Consider the following 19,156-nt stretch of genomic DNA (forward strand, 5'->3'; position numbering starts at 1 on the left):
GCGCGACCCGTGCGCACCAACGGTGCGCACCCACCACAAGCAGACAGAGGTCAGCCAGCCCCCTACCCCGCCTGCGGGAACAGCAGCATCGCGTCGCCGTAGCTGAAGAAGCGGTAGCGCTGTTCGATGGCGTGCCGGTAGGCCTCGAACACGCGGTCCTTGCCGGCGAACGCGGAGATCATCATCAGCAGCGTGCTTTCCGGCAGGTGGAAGTTGGTCACCATCGCGTCGACACTGCGGATGCGGTAGCCCGGGGTGATGAAGATCTGGGTCTCGCCGGCGAACGGCAGCAGCTCACCGTCACACATGGCGCTTTCCAGCGCGCGCACCACGGTGGTGCCGACGCCGATCACCCGACCGCCGGCCGCACGCGTGCGCCGCACCTGCTGTACCAGCTCGGCGCCCACGTTCAGCCACTCGCGGTGCATCACGTGATCCTTCAGATCATCGGCACGCACCGGCTGGAAGGTCCCCGCACCCACATGCAGGGTGACATGGCCGAACGCCACGCCCTTGTCCTTCAGCGCGGCCAGCAGCGGTTCGTCGAAGTGCAGGCCGGCCGTTGGCGCGGCCACCGCGCCCACTTCGCGCGCGAACACGGTCTGGTAGCGCTCGCGGTCGTCCACGCCCGGCTCGCGCTGGATGTAGGGCGGCAGCGGCAGGCGGCCGGCATGCAGCAGCCACTGCTCCAGCGATTCGGGCACGTGGAACTGCAGCACATAGAACTCGCCGTCACGGCCCAGCACCTCGGCCTCGCCGCCGGCGTCCAGCGCGATGCGGCTGCCGGCCTTCGGCGACTTGCTGGCACCGACCTGCGCACGCGCCTGCTGGCCGCCGAGCAGGCGCTCGATCAGGATCTCCACACGGCCACCACTGGCCTTCTGCCCGAACAGGCGCGCCGGGATCACCCGGGTATCGTTGAACACCAGCAGGTCGCCCGGCTGCAGCAGCGACGGCAGATCGCGCACCTGCAGATCGGTGAAGGCGGCCGGCGCCGCGGGCACCAGCATCAGACGGCTGGCGGAGCGTTCGGCCAGGGGCGCCTGCGCGATCAGTTCAGCCGGCAGGTCGTAATGGAAATCGGACTTCTTCAAGGCAGTGGGCGGCAACAGGTCGACAATGGCGCGCATTGTACGGCCAGCGTCTGCGAGCCGGCGTGCTTCGCGGCGAACGTCGCGCAAAATGCTGCTATGCAGCAGGTTTCTGCGGGGTTATCGCGCAAAAAAACAAGTGCTAGCATCGAGTTGGAAGTCCGCTGCACGAGCCTGCCCCCAAGCGCGCGTGATGACGCGCGTTTTGCTTTTGAAGGCCCGTGCGACCCAACGTTTCAGGAGATCTGCAATGAGCTTCATCGAACGCCTCGCCCCCCTGCGCAGCCAGCCTGGCACTCGTCTTACCACCGGCCTGGACGACGCGACCCTGACCGCCCTGTCCGCCAACCATCCGCAGCTGATCGCCGCCGTGGACGCCGCCGCCGAGGAATTCGCGCGCGTGCAGGCCGACCTGGGGCCGCTGCTGGCGCAGGACGAACAGGCGCAGATCGATGCGATGCAGGAGGGTTTCGTCAACTTCTATGCCGATGACGCGGTGACCCCGTACGTGGCGCTGGCCGCGCGCGGCCCGTGGGTGGTCACCCTGAAGGGCGCGGTGCTGTACGACGCCGGCGGCTACGGCATGCTCGGCTTCGGGCACACCCCGGAGGCGGTGCTGGAAGCAATGGCGCGTCCGCAGGTGATGGCCAACATCATGACCCCCAGCCTGTCGCAGCAGCGCTTCATCAGTGCCCTGCGCGCGGAGATCGGCCACCGCCGTGGCGGCTGCCCGTTCACCCGCTTCATGTGCCTGAACTCCGGCTCCGAGGCGGTCGGCCTGGCCGCGCGCATCGCCGACGTCAACGCCAAGCTGCAGACCGACCCGGGCGCACGCCACGCCGGCGCCGCGATCAAGCGCGTGGTGGTCAAGGGCAGCTTCCATGGCCGCACCGATCGGCCGGCGCTGTACTCCGATTCCAGCCGCAAGAGCTACCTGCAGCACCTGGCCAGCTACCGTGGCGAGGACTCGGTGATCACTGTGGCGCCGTACGACGAGGCCGGCCTGCGCAAGGTGTTCGAGGATGCCGCGCGCAACCAGTGGTTCATCGAAGCGGTGTTCCTGGAGCCGGTGATGGGCGAAGGCGACCCGGGCCGTTCGGTGCCGCCGTCGTTCTATGCCGTTGCCCGTGAACTGACCCGTGCGCACGGCAGCCTGCTGCTGCTCGACTCGATCCAGGCCGGCCTGCGCGCGCATGGCGTGCTGTCGGTGGTCGACTATCCGGGCTTTGAAGGCCTGGACCCGCCGGACATGGAGACCTACTCCAAGGCACTCAACGCCGCGCAGTACCCGCTGTCGGTGCTGGCGGTGACCGACCATGCCGCGCAGCTGTACCGCAAGGGCATCTATGGCAACACCATGACCAGCAACCCGCGCGCGCTGGACGTGGCCTGCGCCACCCTGGCCCAGCTGACCCCGCAGGTGCGCGCCAACATCGCCGAGCGCGGCGCCGAAGCGGTGCGCAAGCTGGAGCAGCTGAAGAACGAGCTGGGCGGCCTGATCACCAAGGTGCAGGGCACCGGCCTGCTGTTCTCCTGCGAGCTGGCCCCGCAGTTCAAGTGCTACGGCAGCCATTCCACCGAGGAATGGCTGCGCCAGCACGGCATCAACGTGATCCACGGTGGCGAGAACTCGCTGCGCTTCACTCCACACTTCGGCATGGACAGCGAGGAGCTGGACCTGCTGGTGGGCATGGTCGGCCGCGCCCTGCGTGAAGGCCCGCGCCGGGAGCAGGCCGCAGCAGCGTAAGCCTCCGCTTTTGTAGAGTCGAGCTTGCTCGACTGGGCCGTTGCCGGGATCTGAATGAAAAGCAGTCGAGCAAGCTCGACGCTACGGAAAGCCTCATACTCTGCGCACACCCCGTCGCTGACCGCCTTTCGGTCGGCGACGGGGCGTTTTCGTTTCCGGCCAAGAAACAGGAATATCCATGAAATCGATCTGTGTGTACTGCGGTTCCAACGCTGGCAGCAAGCCGGCCTATACCGAACGCGCCATTGCACTGGGTGACCGCATCGCCCGCGATGGCCTGCGCCTGGTGTACGGCGGCGGCAATGTCGGCCTGATGGGCACCGTGGCCAATGCCGTGCTGGCCGCCGGCGGCGAAGTGACTGGCGTGATTCCGCGCCAGCTGGCCGACTGGGAAGTGGCCCATCGCGGCCTGACCGAACTGGAGATCGTCGGCTCGATGCATGAGCGCAAGTCGCGCATGTTCGATCTGGCCGATGGCTTCGTCGCCCTGCCCGGCGGCTTCGGCACCCTGGAAGAAATCTTCGAGATGCTGACCTGGCGCCAGCTGGGCATCGGCAACAAGCCGTGCGCCTTCCTCGATGTGGACGGCTTCTACGCGCCGCTGATCGGCATGATCGATCGCATGGTGGAAGAGCGCTTCCTGCACCCGGACCAGCGCCACGATCTGTGGTACGGCTCGGACATCGACGCGATGCTGGCCTGGATGCGCAATTACCAGCCGGCCCAGGCCTCCAAGTGGATCGACGAGAAGCGCCGCGCCGCCCTGCGTTGAGCCGGCAACACGCGGCGGCTCAGGCTGCCGCGTGCGCCCACGGTGCGGGCCGGCCCAACAGGTAGCCCTGCCCGTAGTCACAGCCGAGTTCGCGCAGGGTCTGCCGCTGCGCCTCGGTTTCGATGCCTTCACCGATGGTTTCAATGCCCAGCGTGCGCGCCAGTGACAGCACGCCTTCAACCAGTGCGCGCGTGCTGTGCACTTCCGGACCGTGCAGCCCGGCAATGAAGCTCTGGTCGATCTTCAGCGTGCTGATCGGGAAACGGTGCAGGTAGGACAGCGCCGAGAAGCCGGTACCGAAATCGTCCAGCTGCACCTGGATGCCACGCTCGCGCAGGCCCTGCAGGATGCGCAGCGTGTGCGGGCCATCGTCCAGCAGCGCCACCTCGGTGATCTCCAGCCGCAGCCGGCGCGGGTCGGCGCCGCAGGCATCAAGCAGGCCGAACAGGCGGGTGCTGAAGCCAGCCGAGCGGAAATGGCGCGGCGATACGTTCACCGAGACGTAGCCCTGCCCGCCCTCGGCCAGGCCAGCGATGACCTGTTCGTAGATCAGCCAGTCAACCTGCTCGATCAGGCCACTCTCCTCGCCCAGCTCGAGGAATGCGCCGGGCAGCAGCAGGCCGCGGCGTTCATGCTGCCAGCGCAGCAGCGCTTCGTGGCCGACCACCTCGCCGTCGCACAGGCGCACGATCGGCTGGTAGAACGGCACGAAGTCGCGGTTGTTGATGGCACGGCGCAGATCGGCCTCCAGATCGAGGCTGCGCATGGCCTGCTCGCGCATGTCCTCATCGAAGATCGCGCAACGATCATGGCCCTGCGCCTTGGCCCGGTACATCGCCGCATCCGCATCGCGCAACAGCTCCTCGCCGGTGCGGTAGCGCGGGTTCCACAAGGCAATGCCCAGGCTGCCGGACGGGAACAGTTCGCGCCCGGCGATCCACATCGATTCCTGCAGGGCCAGCAGCAACCGCTGGCCGAAGTCCAGCGCCTGTGCCAGCCCCTGCGGGCATTGCAGCAGCACCGCGAACTCGTCGCCGCCCAGCCGCGCCACCACGTCATCGGAACCGGCCATCGATACGATGCGCTTGGCCACCTCCACCAGCATGCGGTCGCCCGCAGCATGGCCGATGCTGTCGTTGACCAGCTTGAACCGGTCCAGGTCGAGGAACAGCACGGCGAACACCGGGCCGCCCTCGCGCCGGGCCAGCGCCAGCGCGTCCTGCAGCCGATCGAGCAGATGCAGGCGGTTGGGCAGACCGGTCAACGCGTCGTGCATCGCCTGGTGGGTCAAGCGCTGTTCGGCGCGCAGGCGCTCGCCAATCTGGCCGAGCAGCTTCTCGTTGACCTCGGCCAGCTCGCGGGTGCGCTCTTCCACGCGCTTTTCAAGTTCAGCGTGCGCCGAACGCAGCCGCTGCTGGTCGCGCTGGCGGGCCAGACCGGTACCGATGTTCTGCGCGACGAACGTCAGCAGGCGCTGGTCATGCACGCTGAACGTGCTGTTCTGGCTGTAGCTCTGCACCACGATCGCACCGACCACCTCGTCGTCGCGCAGCAGCGGTACGCCCAGCCAGCAGTGCGAGCGGGCGCCGTGTTCACGCACCTCGCCGGCGGCCAGCAGCGCATCGATCTGTGCACGCGAGGCCAGCAACGGGCGCCGGTTGCGCACCACGTACTCGGTCAACCCGCGACTGAACGGCCGCGGTGCGCGGCTGGCGTTGTGTTCATCCACCGAGTAGACGAAGTCCAGCCCATTGCCGGCGCCATTGACCAGTGCGATGTAGAAGTTGCGGGCGTCGAGCAGGCGCCCGACCACGCCGTGCACCTGGCCGTAGAACTGGGCCAGGCTGTCGGCCGACATCGCCATTTCGGCAATGTTGTACAGCGCGGTCTGCAGCTGCTCGGCGCGGCGCCGCTCGGCCACTTCGTCCTGCAGGCTGCGGTTGGCGCGCTGCAGCTCCTGCGTGCGCCGCTCCACCTGCTGCTCCAGCCGCACCTGGGCCTGGCGCCGGTCCATCGCGGTCTGCACGTGCTGGGCAACGAAGCCCAGCAGGGCACGCTCGGCTTCACCATAGCGGGCCGCCCGTTCATAGCTCTGCACCACGATGGCGCCGCACACGCGGCCATCGCGCAGCATCGGTACGCCCAGCCAGTCCAGGCTTTCCGGCCCCCGCTGCGGATCGTGCTCCTGCTCGACCACGCGGGCCAGCAGCTCACGCGAAGGGCCACTGAGCGGCTTGCCATGGCGCAGCAGTGCCACGGTCAGGCTGCGCGGCATCTCACTGGCATCGTGGCTCTGCGATGGATCAGCCACGAAGTCATCCACCTGGTCTGCGAAGTACAGGAAGCGGATCTGGTCGCGTACGTCGTCGTATTCGACGATGTAGCAGTTCTCCGCGTACATCAGCGTGCCCAGCACGCCGTGCACATGGCGCAGCATCTCGGCCATTTCCAGGTCGGCGCCGGCCAGGTCGGCGATCTGGAACAGTGCCTGCTGCAGGCGCTCGGCCTCTTCCAGCGCCTTGATCTGGCCGGCCTGGCGGCCGCGCTGCAGGGCCAGCTCCATGGCCTGCCGGGCCAGCCCCCACCATGCCGCGGAAGGTACTGCGCCCTCCACCGACAAACGCAGTCGCGCGCCATCGTGCACCCAACCGTGGCTGCCGTCGTCGCCGCCCTGGATCGCGGCGCCTGCGGTTACGGCAACGGGCGGCCAGCCGGCTTGGCCACTGCCCAGCTGCGGATCGTCCCAGCCCACGCGGACCACGGCCGGATCGGGCAACAGCCCATGCAATGCGCGCACCAGCGCCGTGCTCAGCACGGCCTCGTGTGGTGGCTCTTCCGCCGGTTCAACATGCGTGGACAAATGACAATCTCTTGGCACCGTCTGAGCGGCACCTCCCCTGAGCCGACGAGCATAGCGCGCCACCCGGGGGGCAATGGAAGCCCGCGAACCCCGAATCGTGCGCCCGTACGTTTTTCCTGTTGCCCGCCCCCCCTTCGCCGCCATGACCCTCGCCCTTGCCGCCCTCCCCAACGGCTATGCGCCATCGCCTCCAGGCCTTACCCTGTATGCCGTGGAAGCCAGCGCACTGCCAACCGATGAAGCCTTGATGCTGGCCTGGGCCGGTGGCGATCTGCGTGCGTTCGAGAGCCTGTATGCGCGCCACCGCAAGCGCCTGTTCGGCTTCCTGCTGCGGCACCTGCGCGACAACGCGCTGGCCGAGGAGATCTTCCAGGATGTGTGGCAACGGGTCATCAGTGCCCGCGCCGGCTGGCAGCCTGAGGCCGCGTTCAGCACCTGGCTGTTCCGTATCGCGCACAACCGCCTGAACGACCACTGGCGTGCCGCCCGCCATCGCCCGGCAGCACCGGCCGACGCCGACCTGCGCCTGGCCGCGCTGGAAGACGGCCAGACCCCGGAAGCTGAACTGTCCGAATTCGAACAGCGTCGCCGCATCCAACGGGCGATGGAAGAACTGCCGCCCGAGCAGCGCGAAGTGCTGCAGCTGCGGCTGGATCAGGAACTGAGCCTGGAGGAGATCGGCCAGATCACCGGCGTGGGCCGGGAAACCGTGAAATCGCGGCTGCGCTATGCGATGGACAAGCTGCGTGCGGGATTGAACGCATGAACCGAGACGAACCGCTGACGCCGGAAGAACGCGACCTGGCACGCCTGCTCGGCCGTCGCGCTGAACAGGCACCGCCGGCCGCGCTGGATGCCGCCATCCTGGCCGCTGCCCGTGCAGCGGTGGACGCACCGGCCGTCGATACCGCTGCGTCGCCACGCACGCCGCGCAGGCGGCCACGCTGGCCAGCGGTGTTCGGCATTGCCGCCTCGATGGTCTTCGCCATCGGCATCGCCTGGCAGCTGCGTCCCGAGCCTCCGCCGATCCCGGCCAGCGAAGCTGCGGTGGCGGCGGCACCGGCTGCTGCCGATCAGACCACTGAAAGCCGTGCAGCAGACGCCGCGATGGCGCCCCCCGAACCGGCCGCTGCAGCACCGGCAGCCCCGCAGGCCGCGCCCATGGCGGCTCCGGCCCCGGCCATCGCCCGCACGGCCAGGCCCGCGCCCGCAGAAGCCACGCCAGCGCCAGCACCGGCGAAGGCAGAGGCCGCCCGCGCACGCATCGCGGAACCCGCCGCCGACACGTCTTTTGCAGCGCTGCCGCCGCCGGCGCCGCCCGCGCCTCCTGCACCTGTTGCCTATTCGGCGCCGGTGCCGGCCTCCGCACCGGCTGCGGCTGCGGCCATGAAGGCAGACAGCGATGCGGCACCCATGGCCAGCGCGGCGAGCGTCGAACAGGCGCCAGCACTGGATCGCGTCGAGGTCACCGCGAGCAAGCGCGCGGCCACCACCCGGTCGGCGCCCGGCGTCATGCGCCGCAGCGGCAATGCGGGCCTCAGCGCGGACGCAGTACAGGCCGAGGTGAACGCCGACGCCCGCCTGCCGCGCCGGCAATGGCTGCAGAAGATCCGCGAACGCCGCGACCAGGGCCAGCGCGATCTTGCCCGCGCCAGCCTGGAGCGCTACGTGCAGCAGTATCCGGAAGCACGCCTGCCGCGTGATCTGCGCCCGCTGCTGGACGAGTGAAAGCAGCGGCCACGGCCGGCAACCCCGTAGAATGAGCGGGATGCCCGATACTCTCGCCCAGCCGGCCAGCCATACACTGGACGTCAAGCACAGCCGCTTCATCGCCCACGCCACGGCAATCGACGGTGCCACGGCGGCACTGGCGTTCCTGCAGCAGGTGGCGGTGGCCGATGCCACGCACAACTGCTGGGCCTACCGGCACGGCCAGGACTATCGCTCCAGCGACGACGGCGAGCCTGCGGGCACCGCCGGGCGGCCAATCCTGGCCGCGATCGACGGCCAGGGCTTCGACCGGGTGATGGTGGTGGTGACGCGCTGGTACGGCGGCATCAAGCTCGGTGCCGGCGGCCTGGTGCGCGCCTATGGGGGCGCCGCCGCCGAGTGCCTGCGTACCGCGCCGCGGCTGCCGCTGGTGGCCATGACCCGGCTGCAGCTGATGGCGGGCTTCGAGGACCTGGGCACCCTGCATGCCGCCCTGCCCGCCTTCGGCGCCGAAAAACGCGATGAACAGTTCGATGCCAACGGCGTGTGCCTGCGGGTCGAATTGCCCGCCGATCAGGCCGACGCATTGAAAATCCGTCTGCGCGACGCCACCCGTGACCGTATCCGCATACAAGACGACGACCAGGATGACTGACAAGGACGGCGCCCCCGCCTCGACCCCGCCATTGCGCCGCCTCGGCAGCCTGCGCACGTTGTGGCCGTTCGTGCGCCGCCACAGTGGCCTGTTCAGTGCCTGGCTGCTGGCCCTGGCGGTGTCTTCGGCAGCCACGCTGAGCCTGCCGCCGGCGGTGAAGCAGATGATCGATCACGGCTTCAGCAGCGGCGGCCAGATCAATCGTGCCTTTGCCCTGTTGATGCTGGTCGCCGTGGTGCTGGCACTGGCCACCGCCGCGCGCTTCTACTTTGTCTCGCTGCTGGGCGAAAAGGTCGTGGCCGACCTGCGCAGCCGCCTGTACGCGCACCTGATCCAGCTCGGTGCCGGCTTCCATGACCGCAGCCGCAGCGGCGAGCTGGTTTCGCGCCTGACCGCCGACAGCGAGCTGCTGCGCAGCGTGGTCGGCTCCACCATGTCGGTGGCCCTGCGCAGCAGTGTCACCGTGGTCGGCAGCCTGGCGATGCTATTCGTGACCAGCCCGCGCCTGGCCGCGTGGTCACTGCTGGGCATTCCGCTGGCAGTGCTGCCGATCATCATCGGCGCTCGCAAGCTGCGCACCGTTGCGCGCAGCAGCCAGGACCGCATCGCCGACGCCAACAGCCTGGCCAGCGAGACCCTGGGCGCGGTGCGCACGGTACAGGCACACGCACGCGAGCCCTACGAGCGTGGCCGCTTCGACCACGCGCTGGGCGATGCGATCAAGGCCGCACGGCGCCGCATCGGCGCGCAGTCGCTGGTCACCGCCAGCGCCATCCTGCTGGTGTTCGGCGCCATCGTCGGCGTGCTGTGGCTGGGCGCGCACGATGTCATCGATGGTCGCCTCAGCGCCGGTACCCTGGGCCAGTTCGTGCTGTACGCGCTGATCGGCGGCGGCTCGGTCGGTGCGCTGGCTGAAGTCTGGAACGAACTGCAGCGCGCGGCCGGCGGCATGGGCCGCATCGGCGAACTGCTGCAGGAAGACATCGAGATCCGCGCGCCGGCGCAGCCGCACGTGCTGCCGCAGCCGCTGCGGGGCGAGATCCAGTTCGACGACGTGGTGTTCCACTATCCACAGCGGCCGGACCAGGCCGCGCTGGACCACTTCAACCTGCACGTGCGCCCGGGCGAGACCGTGGCCCTGGTCGGACCGTCGGGCGCTGGCAAGAGCACCGTGCTGTCGATGCTGCTGCGCTTCCACGATCCGGCCGCCGGCCGCATCTGCGTCGATGGTATCGACGTGCGCCAGGTCGATCCGGCCGAACTGCGCGCGCAGCTGGCGCTGGTGCCACAGCAGCCGACGCTGTTCGCGGCCAGTGCACGCGACAACATCCGCTACGGCCGCCTGCAGGCCAGCGACGCCGAGGTCGAGGACGCCGCGCGCGCGGCCGAGGCCGATGGCTTCCTGCGCGCGTTGCCGCACGGCTATGACAGCGAGCTGGGCGAGCGCGGCGCGCGCCTGTCCGGCGGCCAGCAGCAGCGCGTGGCGATTGCACGTGCCCTGCTGAAGGACGCCCCGATCCTGTTGCTGGACGAAGCCACCAGCGCCCTGGATGCGCAGAGCGAATACGGCGTGCAGCAGGCGCTGGAGCGGCTGATGGCCGGTCGCACCACGCTGGTCATCGCCCATCGCCTGGCCACCGTGCTCAAGGCCGACCGCATCGTGGTGATGGACCAGGGCCGTATCGTCGCCGAAGGTACGCATGCGCAGCTGCTGGCCGAAGGCGGTCTGTACGCTGAACTGGCACGACTGCAGTTCATCGATTGATGACGGCCGCCTAACATCGGCGGGGCGAAGCTGGCGGCGCATCAACAGCATCCATTGAAGGAGGTGCACGATGTCGTTCCGTCAGTTCCCCGCCGTCGACAGCCAGGGCGAAAGCCACATCATCATCGAGTTCAAGCCCGAGGCGAATGGCAGCGGGCATCATTCCGAAGCCACCCCGCGCTATGAGCTGGACGATGGGCGGCTGCTGGTGCGCAATGGCCGCGAATTCACCACCAGCGGTGGCGAGTTGAGGCTGACGATCTGAGGTTTGCCGGGCATGGCCCGGCGCTACCGGATTGGCACCGTCCCGCTCTGGTAGGTGTCGACCTTGGTCGACACGCACTTTTGCCGAAAGCAGCCGAGCATGGCTCGGCTCTACAAGATGGCCCGCCGAAGCGCTTCTGGTAGGTGTCGACCTTGGTCGACACAGGCTTTGGCCGAAAGCAGCCGAGCATGGCTCGGCTCTACAAAAAGGTGTGGTCAATTTTTGATCAACCATCTTGACAGCCTTGGATGCCAAGGCCTGCGCGTGGTTATCCACATGTTTGCGCAGAAGCCATCCACACCACCTGTGGATGAATGTTCTCAGCCAAGCACACGCCCGATGCCGCTGGCATCGACCTCGGCCGCCGCCAGCGCAATCGCGGCCCGGTCGCTGCCGGCGACGAAACCGATACGGAAATGCACTTCGCCGCCCGGCGTGCGCGAAGAATGGATCGAGGCCAGGCTGATGCGATGCTGCTCGAACACGTTCAGCAGCTCGCGCAGCGAACCCGGCCGGTCTTCCGGCAGATGCACCGACAGCGCATTGCGCTCGGTCAGGTCGGCCAGCAGGTACCCCACCCGCTCGAAGGTGTAGTTGCCGTCGGCCAGTGCCCGTTCGCCGAAGGCACTGCGGTTGGCCGACAACAGCTGCTCACGGAATGCGTCGCGCGCGCTGTCGTCGCCCTGCCCGACCTGGGCCTGCAACGCCTGCAGCTGGCCGACCAGGCGCTCCAGCATCGGCGCCACATACGGGTTGCCGAACTGGATGTCCTCGTAGATCGCTGGGTTCAGCGACAGGATGCGCGAGATGATCGCGGTGTCCAGCTCGAACGACGCCGAGCGGTACGGCATCATCGCGGCCAGATCGCCCAGGTGTGGCTGGTACTGGCGCAGCACGCCGGCCTGGGCCAGATGGGTGGCGTGCACCATCGCCTGCACCAGCGCCATCATCTGGTCGTGGTGCTGCGGCGTTGCGCGCACGCATTCGGCCTGCAACGCCGCGCACAGCGTATCGACCCACGGCTGCCAGTGCTGCAGGCGCGCTTCACAGACCACCATCACCCGGCCCTTCAGCGTCGGTGCCTTGGGCGGTGCGGTCATCGGGTGCAGCCCGACCACCTCGGCCTGCGAGGCCAGCATGGCCTGCACCGGCGCCTCCTTCACCGAGGTCACGTCCAGCCACAGCCGGTCGCGTTCACGGCCAGCCGACTGCCGTACGTACCCGGCAATCAGCGCCGGCGTGTGCCGGATCGGTGCCGAGAACACCAGCACGTCGGCCTGCGCCAGCAGCTGTTCCGGCCTATGCGATTCCGGATCCGCCGGATCGTGACCGATCACCTGCAGCTGCATGTGCTGCTGGAAGAAGCGGGTCAGCCAACGCCCATAGGCGCCGGCACTACCGACGATGCCGACCGTGCGCGGCGTGCGTGCGTTCAGGCCGCTCATGCCACGCGTTCGGCGCGGAAGCGCGTCCCCTCGGCCAGCGCAGCGGGCGCAGCGGCGATCACATCGAATTCCTCGAAGCCGCTTTCCAGGGTCGCCTCCAGGGCCGCATGGGTCCCGGCAATGGCGCGCGAGATCGCTTGCTGCATCGATTCGCCGCGCAGCAGGAACGACACCACCAGCGACATCAGCACATCGCCGGTACCGGCCACGTCCACCGGCAGCAGCGGCGAGGTCCAGCGCCAGGTTTCCTCGCGACCGACCGCCAGCGTCACCAGTTCGCCCGGATTGCCGCCAACGCTGTGCGCGATCACCCAGTGCGGGCCACGATCGAGCAGCGTACGTGCGGCGGCAATGGCATCGGCTTCAGCCAACGCCGGCATGCCGGTGAGGCGATTGAGTTCGAAGGCGTTCGGCGTGACCAGCCACGCATGCGGCAGCAGGCGCTGCGCGAAGATCGCTTCCAGGCCGGGCTCCACGTAGGGGCCGGTATGGGTATCGCCGATCACCGGGTCCAGGCAGTAGCGCAGCTGCGGGCAGCCCGGGAGGATCTCGTCCAGCCAGTCGGCGAAGGCGGCACCGTTGGCGGTACTGCCGAAGTAGCCGGAGACCAGCATCTTCGCCCGCTGCGGCAGGCCACGTTCGCGGGTGCCGAGCAGCAGGTCGGCGAACCAGTCGGCGGGCAGCACGCGGCCGCGCGTGGTGTCGTAGAACGGCGCGTTGCTGAGCAGGACGGTCGGAATTTCCGCCACGCGCACGCCGAGCGCGCGCATTGGCGGTATGGCGGCGCTGTTGCCGGCGTGGCCGTAGACCAGTTGCGACTGGACCGAGATGACATCGATCGGCGATGGGCCATCGGGGCGCTGGCGGCGGCCGTGGACCAGATGATTATCAAGGGATTCGCTCATGCCCGCATTCTACGCCCGGTGAGGGGTTCGGCAGGGCTTGGTAGTGCCGGCCGCTGGCCGGCAACAGCAACATCAAAAGCCGGCATCCCGTGGGATGGCGGGGCGGTGTCGGAGTGCGGGGACGCCGCAAGTACGTCCCTGTAGGCTTGGCAGCGGCATCCATGCCGCTGACACCCCGCACTCCGACACCGCCCCACCTTCGACAGGTTCACTCAGCTGTTGGTAGGTGTCGACCTTGGTCGACACATCTGTCAGATATCGATACACAAAAGGGGTCAGATCCGTTTTCCTGCGGAAAACGGATCTGACCCTACGAGCGTTTCCGACAGATCGCGGAAAACTGTCGAAGGCGGGGTCCCCCGCAACCGGACCCACCTCGCCCACTCACGGATAGCCAGCTGTTGCTGTTGCCGGCCAGCGGCCGGCACTACCCGCCCTGCAACCTACGCGCCCTCAATGCGCAGCAGGCCGCGACGGTGGCAGCCAGGCCGCCACGATGCCCAGCAGCGGCAGGAACGCGGTCAGCTGATAGACGTATTCGATGCTGGTCTTGTCCGCCAGCAGGCCGAGCACGGCTGCACCCAGCCCGCCCATGCCGAAGGCAAAGCCGAAGAACAGACCGGAGACCATGCCGATGCGGTGCGGCATCATTTCCTGCGCATACACCACGATGGCCGAGAACGCCGAGGACAACACGAAACCGATCAGCACCGCCAGCACCGTGGTCCACAGCAGATCGGCATGCGGCAGCATCAGCGCGAACGGCGCCACACCCAGGATCGAAGTCCAGATGATCGGCTTGCGGCCGATGCGATCGCCCAGCGGGCCACCCAGGAAGCCACCGGCAGCGGACGCCACCAGGAACGCGAACAGGTGCAGCTGCGCCTGCGCCACCGGAATGCCGAAGTGGTGGATCAGGTAGAAGGTGAAGTAGCTGCCGATGCTGGCCATGTAGAAGTACTTGCTGAAGATCAGCACCAGCAGGATCGCCAGTACCTTGGCGACGGTGCGCGGGGGATGGCGCGGCGCCATCGACGCAGTGCTGGCCGGACGCGGCGTACCCAGGTGCAGCGCATACCAGCGGCCGACATAGGTCAGCAACGCGATCCCGATCAGGGCGGCGCCGGCGAACCACGACGCGGCATGCTGGCCGTACGGCACGATCACCGCTGCAGCAATCAGCGGGCCGAGCGCGGTACCGAAATTGCCGCCGACCTGGAACACCGACTGCGCGAAGCCATGGCGGCCGCCCGAGGCCAGCCGCGCGATGCGCGAGGCCTCCGGGTGGAAGATCGCCGAACCAATGCCGACCATCGCGGCGGCCAGCAGCACCACGGCATAACTCGACGCGAAGCCGAGCAGCAGCATGCCGCACAGGGTCGAGGCCATGCCGATCGGCAGCGAATACGGCGCCGGGCGCCGGTCGGTGGCCATGCCGACCAACGGCTGGAAGATCGAGGCGGTGAGCTGGTAGGTCAGCGTGATCAGGCCGATCTGGGTGAAGCTGAGGTTGAACCCGCCCTTGATCACCGGGTAGATGGCCAGGATCAACGACTGCATCATGTCGTTGACGACGTGCGAGGTGGAAATGGCAGCCAGCACGCCGGGAGCCACCGGGCGTGAGGTCGTTGCAGGAGAAGCCAGGGCGGACATGGACGCAGTCAGGTTGGGGGCGAGCCCCGCATGCTACGGTTGCCCTCCCCTCCCTTCTGCCGCGTTCGGGTCATGGCCTATCGCAAAAAGGACATTGCCAGCGATGTCGACCCGGCCGCACCGTGGCGGGAGGTGCCGCTGCACCGCCCGGTCACCTACCGGGTCACTCAATACCCGGCCGGCAGCCACATCGCAGGCCACAAGCACCAGCGCCACCAACTGGTCTATGCCATTTCGGGGCTGATGGTGGTGCGCTCGGAAGTGGGGCGCTGGGTGGTGCCCTCGACGCGCGCGATCTGGATGCCGGCGGGCATGGTGCACGCGGTGGACTGCATCGCCGCCGTGCACATGCGCAGCCTGTACATCGATCCATTGTTTGCGCCGCAGTTGCCGGCCGAACCGTTCGCGGTGCAGGTGGCCCCCCTGCTGCGCGAACTGCTGCAAGCAGCCACGCTGATCAAGGGCGAGCACATCGAAGACAGCCGCGATGGCCGCGTGGTGCGCCTGCTGCTGGACGAGCTGCATCGCATGGACGTGCTGCCGTTGCATCTGCCTGCCGCGACCGACCCGCGCCTGCAGCGGATCTGCCAGCACATCCAGAAGCACCCTGGCGATGACGCCACGCTGCAGGACTGGGCGCAGGCACTGGAGGTGGACGTGAAGACCATCCAGCGGCATTTCGGCAGCGAACTGGGCATGACCTTCGGCCAGTGGCGGCAGCAGGCACGGTTGCTGGCCGCGCTGGAACGGCTGGCGGTCGGCGACAAGGTCATCGATGTCGCGTTGGCGATGGGGTATGACAGCCCGAGTGCGTTCACCAGCATGTTCAAGCGTCAGCTGGGGCAGACGCCGGCGGCATTTTTCCGCTGAGCGCAAACGAAAACGCCGGGCATGGCCCGGCGCTACCGTTCACCGTTTGCGTTGCGAACTCAGGACGTCATCCGGTCCCAGAAGCCCTTCACGCCATCCATGAAGGTGGCCGACTTCGGCGAATGCTTGCGCGCTTCCTCGCCGACGAAGGTGGCTTCGAACTGTTCCAGCAGCTTGCGCTGCTCGTTGGTGAGGTTGACCGGGGTCTCCACCACCACGCGGCAGTACAGGTCGCCTTCGCTGCGGCTGCGCACCGAACGCACGCCCTTGCCGCGCAGGCGGAACAGCTTGCCGGTCTGGGTCTCGGCCGGGATGCGGATCTCCGCTTCGCCGCCGAGCGTGGCCACGCGCACGGTGTCACCCAGTGCCGCCTGCGAGATGCGGATCGGCACTTCGCAGTGCAGGTCGTCGCCATCACGCTGGAAGATGGCGTGCTCGCGCACGCGCACTTCCACGTACAGGTCACCCGGCGGCGTACCGGCCGGGCCGGCTTCGCCTTCGCCCTGCAGGCGGATGCGGTCGCCGGTATCGACGCCGGCCGGCACCTTCACCGACAGCACCTTGTCTTCCTCGACACGGCCATTGCCGTGGCAGGTCTTGCAGGGCTTGGCGATGATCTGGCCACGGCCGTTGCAGTTGTGGCAGGCCTGCTGCATGGCGAAGATGCCGCGCTGGATGCGCACCTGGCCGCGACCATGGCACACATTGCAGGTTTCGACCTTGCCGTCTTCCGAGCCACTGCCATCGCAGTCGCCGCACTCGGCCAGGGTCGGAATCTCGATGCGGCGCTCGACGCCACGCACCGCTTCTTCCAGGTCCAGCTCCATCACGTAGCCGATGTCGGCACCGCGGCGCGCCTGGCGCGGACCGCCGCCGGCACCGCCAAAGATGTTGCCGAAGATATCGCCGAAGATATCGTTCATGTCCGGGCCGCCCGGACCGCCACCGCCCATGCCATGCTCGAACGCGGCGTGGCCATGGCTGTCGTACATGCGGCGCTTGTTGCCGTCGGACAGCACTTCGTAGGCTTCCTTGCACTCCTTGAAGGAGGCTTCGGCAGCCGTATCGCCCGGGTTGCGGTCCGGGTGGAACTTCATCGCGCAGCGACGGTAGGCCTTCTTCAGTTCTTCGTCGTTGGCGGTGCGGGCAACGCCCAGCACTTCGTAGTAATCGCGCTTGCTCATATCGTGGATCGCATTCCGGAAAGTCGGGATTCGTCAAAGCGGAAGAGCGGAACCAGGTCCGCTCTTGCGTCGGGCGCCCCGACACGCCGGGTGGCGGTCAGGACCCTGATGCGACAACGGGACGCTGCCAGGCAGCGTCCCGTGTCGGTCCGGATCAGGACTTCTTGTCGTCCTTGACTTCGGTGAACTCGGCATCCACCACGTCGTCGTTGCCCTTGCCAGCGTTGCCGGCGTCGGCACCCGGGGCACCGCCCTGGTCGGCCGAGGCGGCAGCGAACAGCGACTGGCCGGCTTCTTCCAGCACCTTCGACTTGGCTTCGATCTGTGCCTTGTCGTCACCCTTCATCGCGGTTTCCAGATCGGCCAGCGCCGCTTCGACCTTGCCGATGACATCGCCGCCGACCTTGCTGCCGTGCTCGGTGATGGCGCTGCGGGTGCCGTGGATCAGGGCGTCGGCCTGGTTGCGGGCCTGCACCAGCTCCTGGAACTTCTTGTCTTCTTCGCGGTTGGCTTCGGCGTCCGCCACCATGCGCGCGATTTCTTCCTCGGACAGGCCCGAACCGGCCTTGATCTCGACCTTCTGTTCCTTGTTGGTCTTCTTGTCCTTGGCCGACACGTGCAGGATGCCGTTGGCGTCGATGTCGAAGGACACTTCCACCTGCGGCAGGCCACGCGGGGCCGGCTCGATGCCGGACAGGTCGAACTTGGCCAGCGACTTGTTGAAGCGGGCCTGTTCGCGCTCACCCTGCAGCACGTGCACGGTCACCGCCGACTGGTTGTCCTCGGCGGTGGAGAACACCTGCGAGGCCTTGGTCGGGATGGTGGTGTTCTTCTCGATGATCTTGGTGAACACGCCGCCCATGGTTTCGATGCCCAGCGACAGCGGGGTCACGTCCAGCAGCAGCACGTCCTTGACGTCGCCGCCCAGCACGCCGCCCTGGATCGCCGCACCCAGTGCCACGGCTTCGTCCGGGTTGACGTCCTTGCGCGGTTCCTTGCCGAAGAACTCGGTCACCGCCTGCTGCACCTTCGGCATGCGGGTCTGGCCACCGACCAGGATCACTTCGCTGATGTCGCTCGAACGCAGGCCGGCATCGTTCAGGGCGACACGGCACGGTTCGATCGACTTCTTGATCAGGTCTTCCACCAGCGCTTCCAGCTTGGCGCGGGTCAGCTTGATGTTCAGGTGCTTCGGACCGGAGGCATCAGCGGTGACGTACGGCAGGTTCACTTCGGTCTGCTGGGCGCTGGACAGCTCGATCTTGGCGCGCTCGGCAGCATCCTTCAGGCGCTGCAGGGCCAGCGGATCCTTGCGCAGGTCGATGCCCTGGTCCTTGTTGAACTCTTCAACCAGATACTCGATGACGCGGTTGTCGAAGTCTTCGCCGCCCAGGAAGGTGTCGCCGTTGGTGGCCAGCACTTCGAACTGCTTTTCACCATCGACGTTGGCGATCTCGATCACCGAGACGTCGAAGGTGCCGCCGCCCAGGTCGTAGACCACGATCTTGCGATCCTTGTTGTCACCCTTGTCCAGGCCGTAGGCCAGCGCGGCCGCGGTCGGCTCGTTGATGATGCGCTTGACGTCCAGACCGGCGATGCGGCCGGCGTCCTTGGTGGCCTGGCGCTGGCTGTCGTTGAAGTAGGCCGGCACGGTGATGACCGCTTCGGTGACCTTCTCACCGAGGAAGTCCTCGGCGGTCTTCTTCATCTTCTCCAGCACCTTGGCCGAGATTTCCTGCGGGGCCATCTTCTTGCCGTCGCTGGTGGCCACCCAGGCGTCGCCATTGTCATGGGCCAGGATGCTGTACGGGACGTGGGCGATGTCCTTCTGCACTTCGGCGTCGGTGAACTTGCGGCCGATCAGGCGCTTCACCGCGTAGAAGGTGTTCTTCGGGTTGGTCACGGCCTGGCGCTTGGCCGAGGCACCGACCAGGACTTCGCCGTCCTTGGTGTAGGCGACGATCGACGGGGTGGTGCGATCGCCTTCCGAATTCTCGATGACGCGGGCCTTGCCGCCGTCCATGATCGCCACGCACGAGTTGGTGGTGCCGAGGTCGATACCAATGATCTTGCCCATGGGGGAGACTCCTGAGGATGCTTGTTGGGGTCAGTCCGGCCGTTCGGCCGGTGGATGAATACGATGTGGGGGAGGCTCGTGGAACATTCAAGCCATCTCCCGAACGCTGTGTTTCCGGTCGCCCGGCGCGTTCAGCGTCGGGCCGGGTCGCGGGTCA

15 protein-coding genes are annotated in these 19,156 nt (G+C 67.6%); 8 read left to right on the top strand and 7 right to left on the bottom strand.

Annotated elements, in window-relative coordinates; all coding sequences use genetic code 11:
- Nucleotides 1–62: 62 nt before the first annotated feature.
- A complete protein-coding gene (gene queA / locus C9412_RS16920) occupies nt 63–1,130 on the bottom strand; it encodes a tRNA preQ1(34) S-adenosylmethionine ribosyltransferase-isomerase QueA (RefSeq protein WP_107232705.1) in 1,068 nt (355 codons plus the stop codon).
- A gap of 211 nt (nt 1,131–1,341) precedes the next feature.
- On the opposite strand from queA, the gene C9412_RS16925 reads away from it, so the two are divergent.
- Nucleotides 1,342–2,838: an aminotransferase class III-fold pyridoxal phosphate-dependent enzyme gene (locus C9412_RS16925; RefSeq protein WP_107232706.1), complete on the top strand. Its 1,497-nt coding sequence runs from the start codon at nt 1,342–1,344 to the stop codon at nt 2,836–2,838.
- A 178-nt stretch (nt 2,839–3,016) separates the two neighbouring features.
- Nucleotides 3,017–3,610 carry a TIGR00730 family Rossman fold protein gene (locus C9412_RS16930; protein ID WP_107232707.1) on the top strand — a complete coding sequence of 198 codons (594 nt, stop codon included), beginning with the start codon at nt 3,017–3,019 and terminating at the stop codon, nt 3,608–3,610.
- Between the two features lie 19 nt (nt 3,611–3,629).
- On the opposite strand, the gene C9412_RS16935 is transcribed toward C9412_RS16930, so the two are convergent.
- Complete coding sequence (locus C9412_RS16935) at nt 3,630–6,470, bottom strand: EAL domain-containing protein (RefSeq protein ID WP_107232708.1); 2,841 nt, start codon at nt 6,468–6,470, stop codon at nt 3,630–3,632.
- A gap of 247 nt (nt 6,471–6,717) precedes the next feature.
- Between C9412_RS16935 and C9412_RS16940 the strand changes: the two genes are divergently transcribed.
- From C9412_RS16940 to C9412_RS16960, 5 genes are all read left to right on the top strand, one after another.
- Nucleotides 6,718–7,236 (top strand): RNA polymerase sigma factor, encoded by a 519-nt coding sequence (locus tag C9412_RS16940; protein ID WP_249845006.1) that lies wholly within the window; start codon nt 6,718–6,720, stop codon nt 7,234–7,236.
- Nucleotides 7,233–8,198: a hypothetical protein gene (locus tag C9412_RS16945; protein WP_107232710.1), complete on the top strand. Its 966-nt coding sequence runs from the start codon at nt 7,233–7,235 to the stop codon at nt 8,196–8,198. The genes C9412_RS16940 and C9412_RS16945 overlap by 4 nt, the downstream gene beginning before the upstream one ends.
- Nucleotides 8,199–8,238: 40 nt before the next feature.
- Nucleotides 8,239–8,835: a YigZ family protein gene (locus C9412_RS16950; protein ID WP_107232711.1), complete on the top strand. Its 597-nt coding sequence runs from the start codon at nt 8,239–8,241 to the stop codon at nt 8,833–8,835.
- On the top strand, nt 8,828–10,600 hold the full coding sequence (locus C9412_RS16955) for an ABC transporter transmembrane domain-containing protein (protein WP_107232712.1): 1,773 nt from the start codon (nt 8,828–8,830) through the stop codon (nt 10,598–10,600). Before C9412_RS16950 ends, C9412_RS16955 begins: the two co-directional genes overlap by 8 nt.
- Before the next feature lie 70 nt (nt 10,601–10,670).
- Complete coding sequence (locus tag C9412_RS16960) at nt 10,671–10,865, top strand: hypothetical protein (protein WP_100441541.1); 195 nt, start codon at nt 10,671–10,673, stop codon at nt 10,863–10,865.
- A 320-nt stretch (nt 10,866–11,185) separates the two neighbouring features.
- On the opposite strand, the gene C9412_RS16965 is transcribed toward C9412_RS16960, so the two are convergent.
- From C9412_RS16965 to C9412_RS16980, 3 genes are all read right to left on the bottom strand, one after another.
- Nucleotides 11,186–12,310, bottom strand: a complete 1,125-nt coding sequence (locus tag C9412_RS16965) for a prephenate dehydrogenase (protein ID WP_107232713.1) — start codon at nt 12,308–12,310, stop codon at nt 11,186–11,188.
- The gene (gene pdxY, locus C9412_RS16970) at nt 12,307–13,215 is read right to left on the bottom strand and encodes a pyridoxal kinase (protein WP_107232714.1); all 909 of its coding nucleotides are present in this window, start codon (nt 13,213–13,215) and stop codon (nt 12,307–12,309) included. The genes C9412_RS16965 and pdxY overlap by 4 nt, the downstream gene beginning before the upstream one ends.
- A gap of 453 nt (nt 13,216–13,668) precedes the next feature.
- Nucleotides 13,669–14,868 (bottom strand): MFS transporter, encoded by a 1,200-nt coding sequence (locus C9412_RS16980; RefSeq protein ID WP_107232715.1) that lies wholly within the window; start codon nt 14,866–14,868, stop codon nt 13,669–13,671.
- Between the two features lie 72 nt (nt 14,869–14,940).
- On the opposite strand from C9412_RS16980, the gene C9412_RS16985 reads away from it, so the two are divergent.
- The gene (locus C9412_RS16985; RefSeq protein WP_107232716.1) at nt 14,941–15,738 is read left to right on the top strand and encodes a helix-turn-helix transcriptional regulator; all 798 of its coding nucleotides are present in this window, start codon (nt 14,941–14,943) and stop codon (nt 15,736–15,738) included.
- A 59-nt stretch (nt 15,739–15,797) separates the two neighbouring features.
- On the opposite strand, the gene dnaJ is transcribed toward C9412_RS16985, so the two are convergent.
- Both dnaJ and dnaK read right to left on the bottom strand, forming a co-directional pair.
- Entirely contained in the window at nt 15,798–16,922 is a 1,125-nt protein-coding gene (dnaJ, locus tag C9412_RS16990; protein WP_107232717.1) for a molecular chaperone DnaJ, read from the bottom strand.
- 154 nt (nt 16,923–17,076) lie between these two features.
- Nucleotides 17,077–18,999 carry a molecular chaperone DnaK gene (dnaK, locus tag C9412_RS16995; RefSeq protein WP_107232718.1) on the bottom strand — a complete coding sequence of 641 codons (1,923 nt, stop codon included), beginning with the start codon at nt 18,997–18,999 and terminating at the stop codon, nt 17,077–17,079.
- Nucleotides 19,000–19,156: the final 157 nt, after the last annotated feature.

The organism is Stenotrophomonas sp. Nf1, from assembly GCF_003028475.1.
GTDB lineage: Bacteria > Pseudomonadota > Gammaproteobacteria > Xanthomonadales > Xanthomonadaceae > Stenotrophomonas.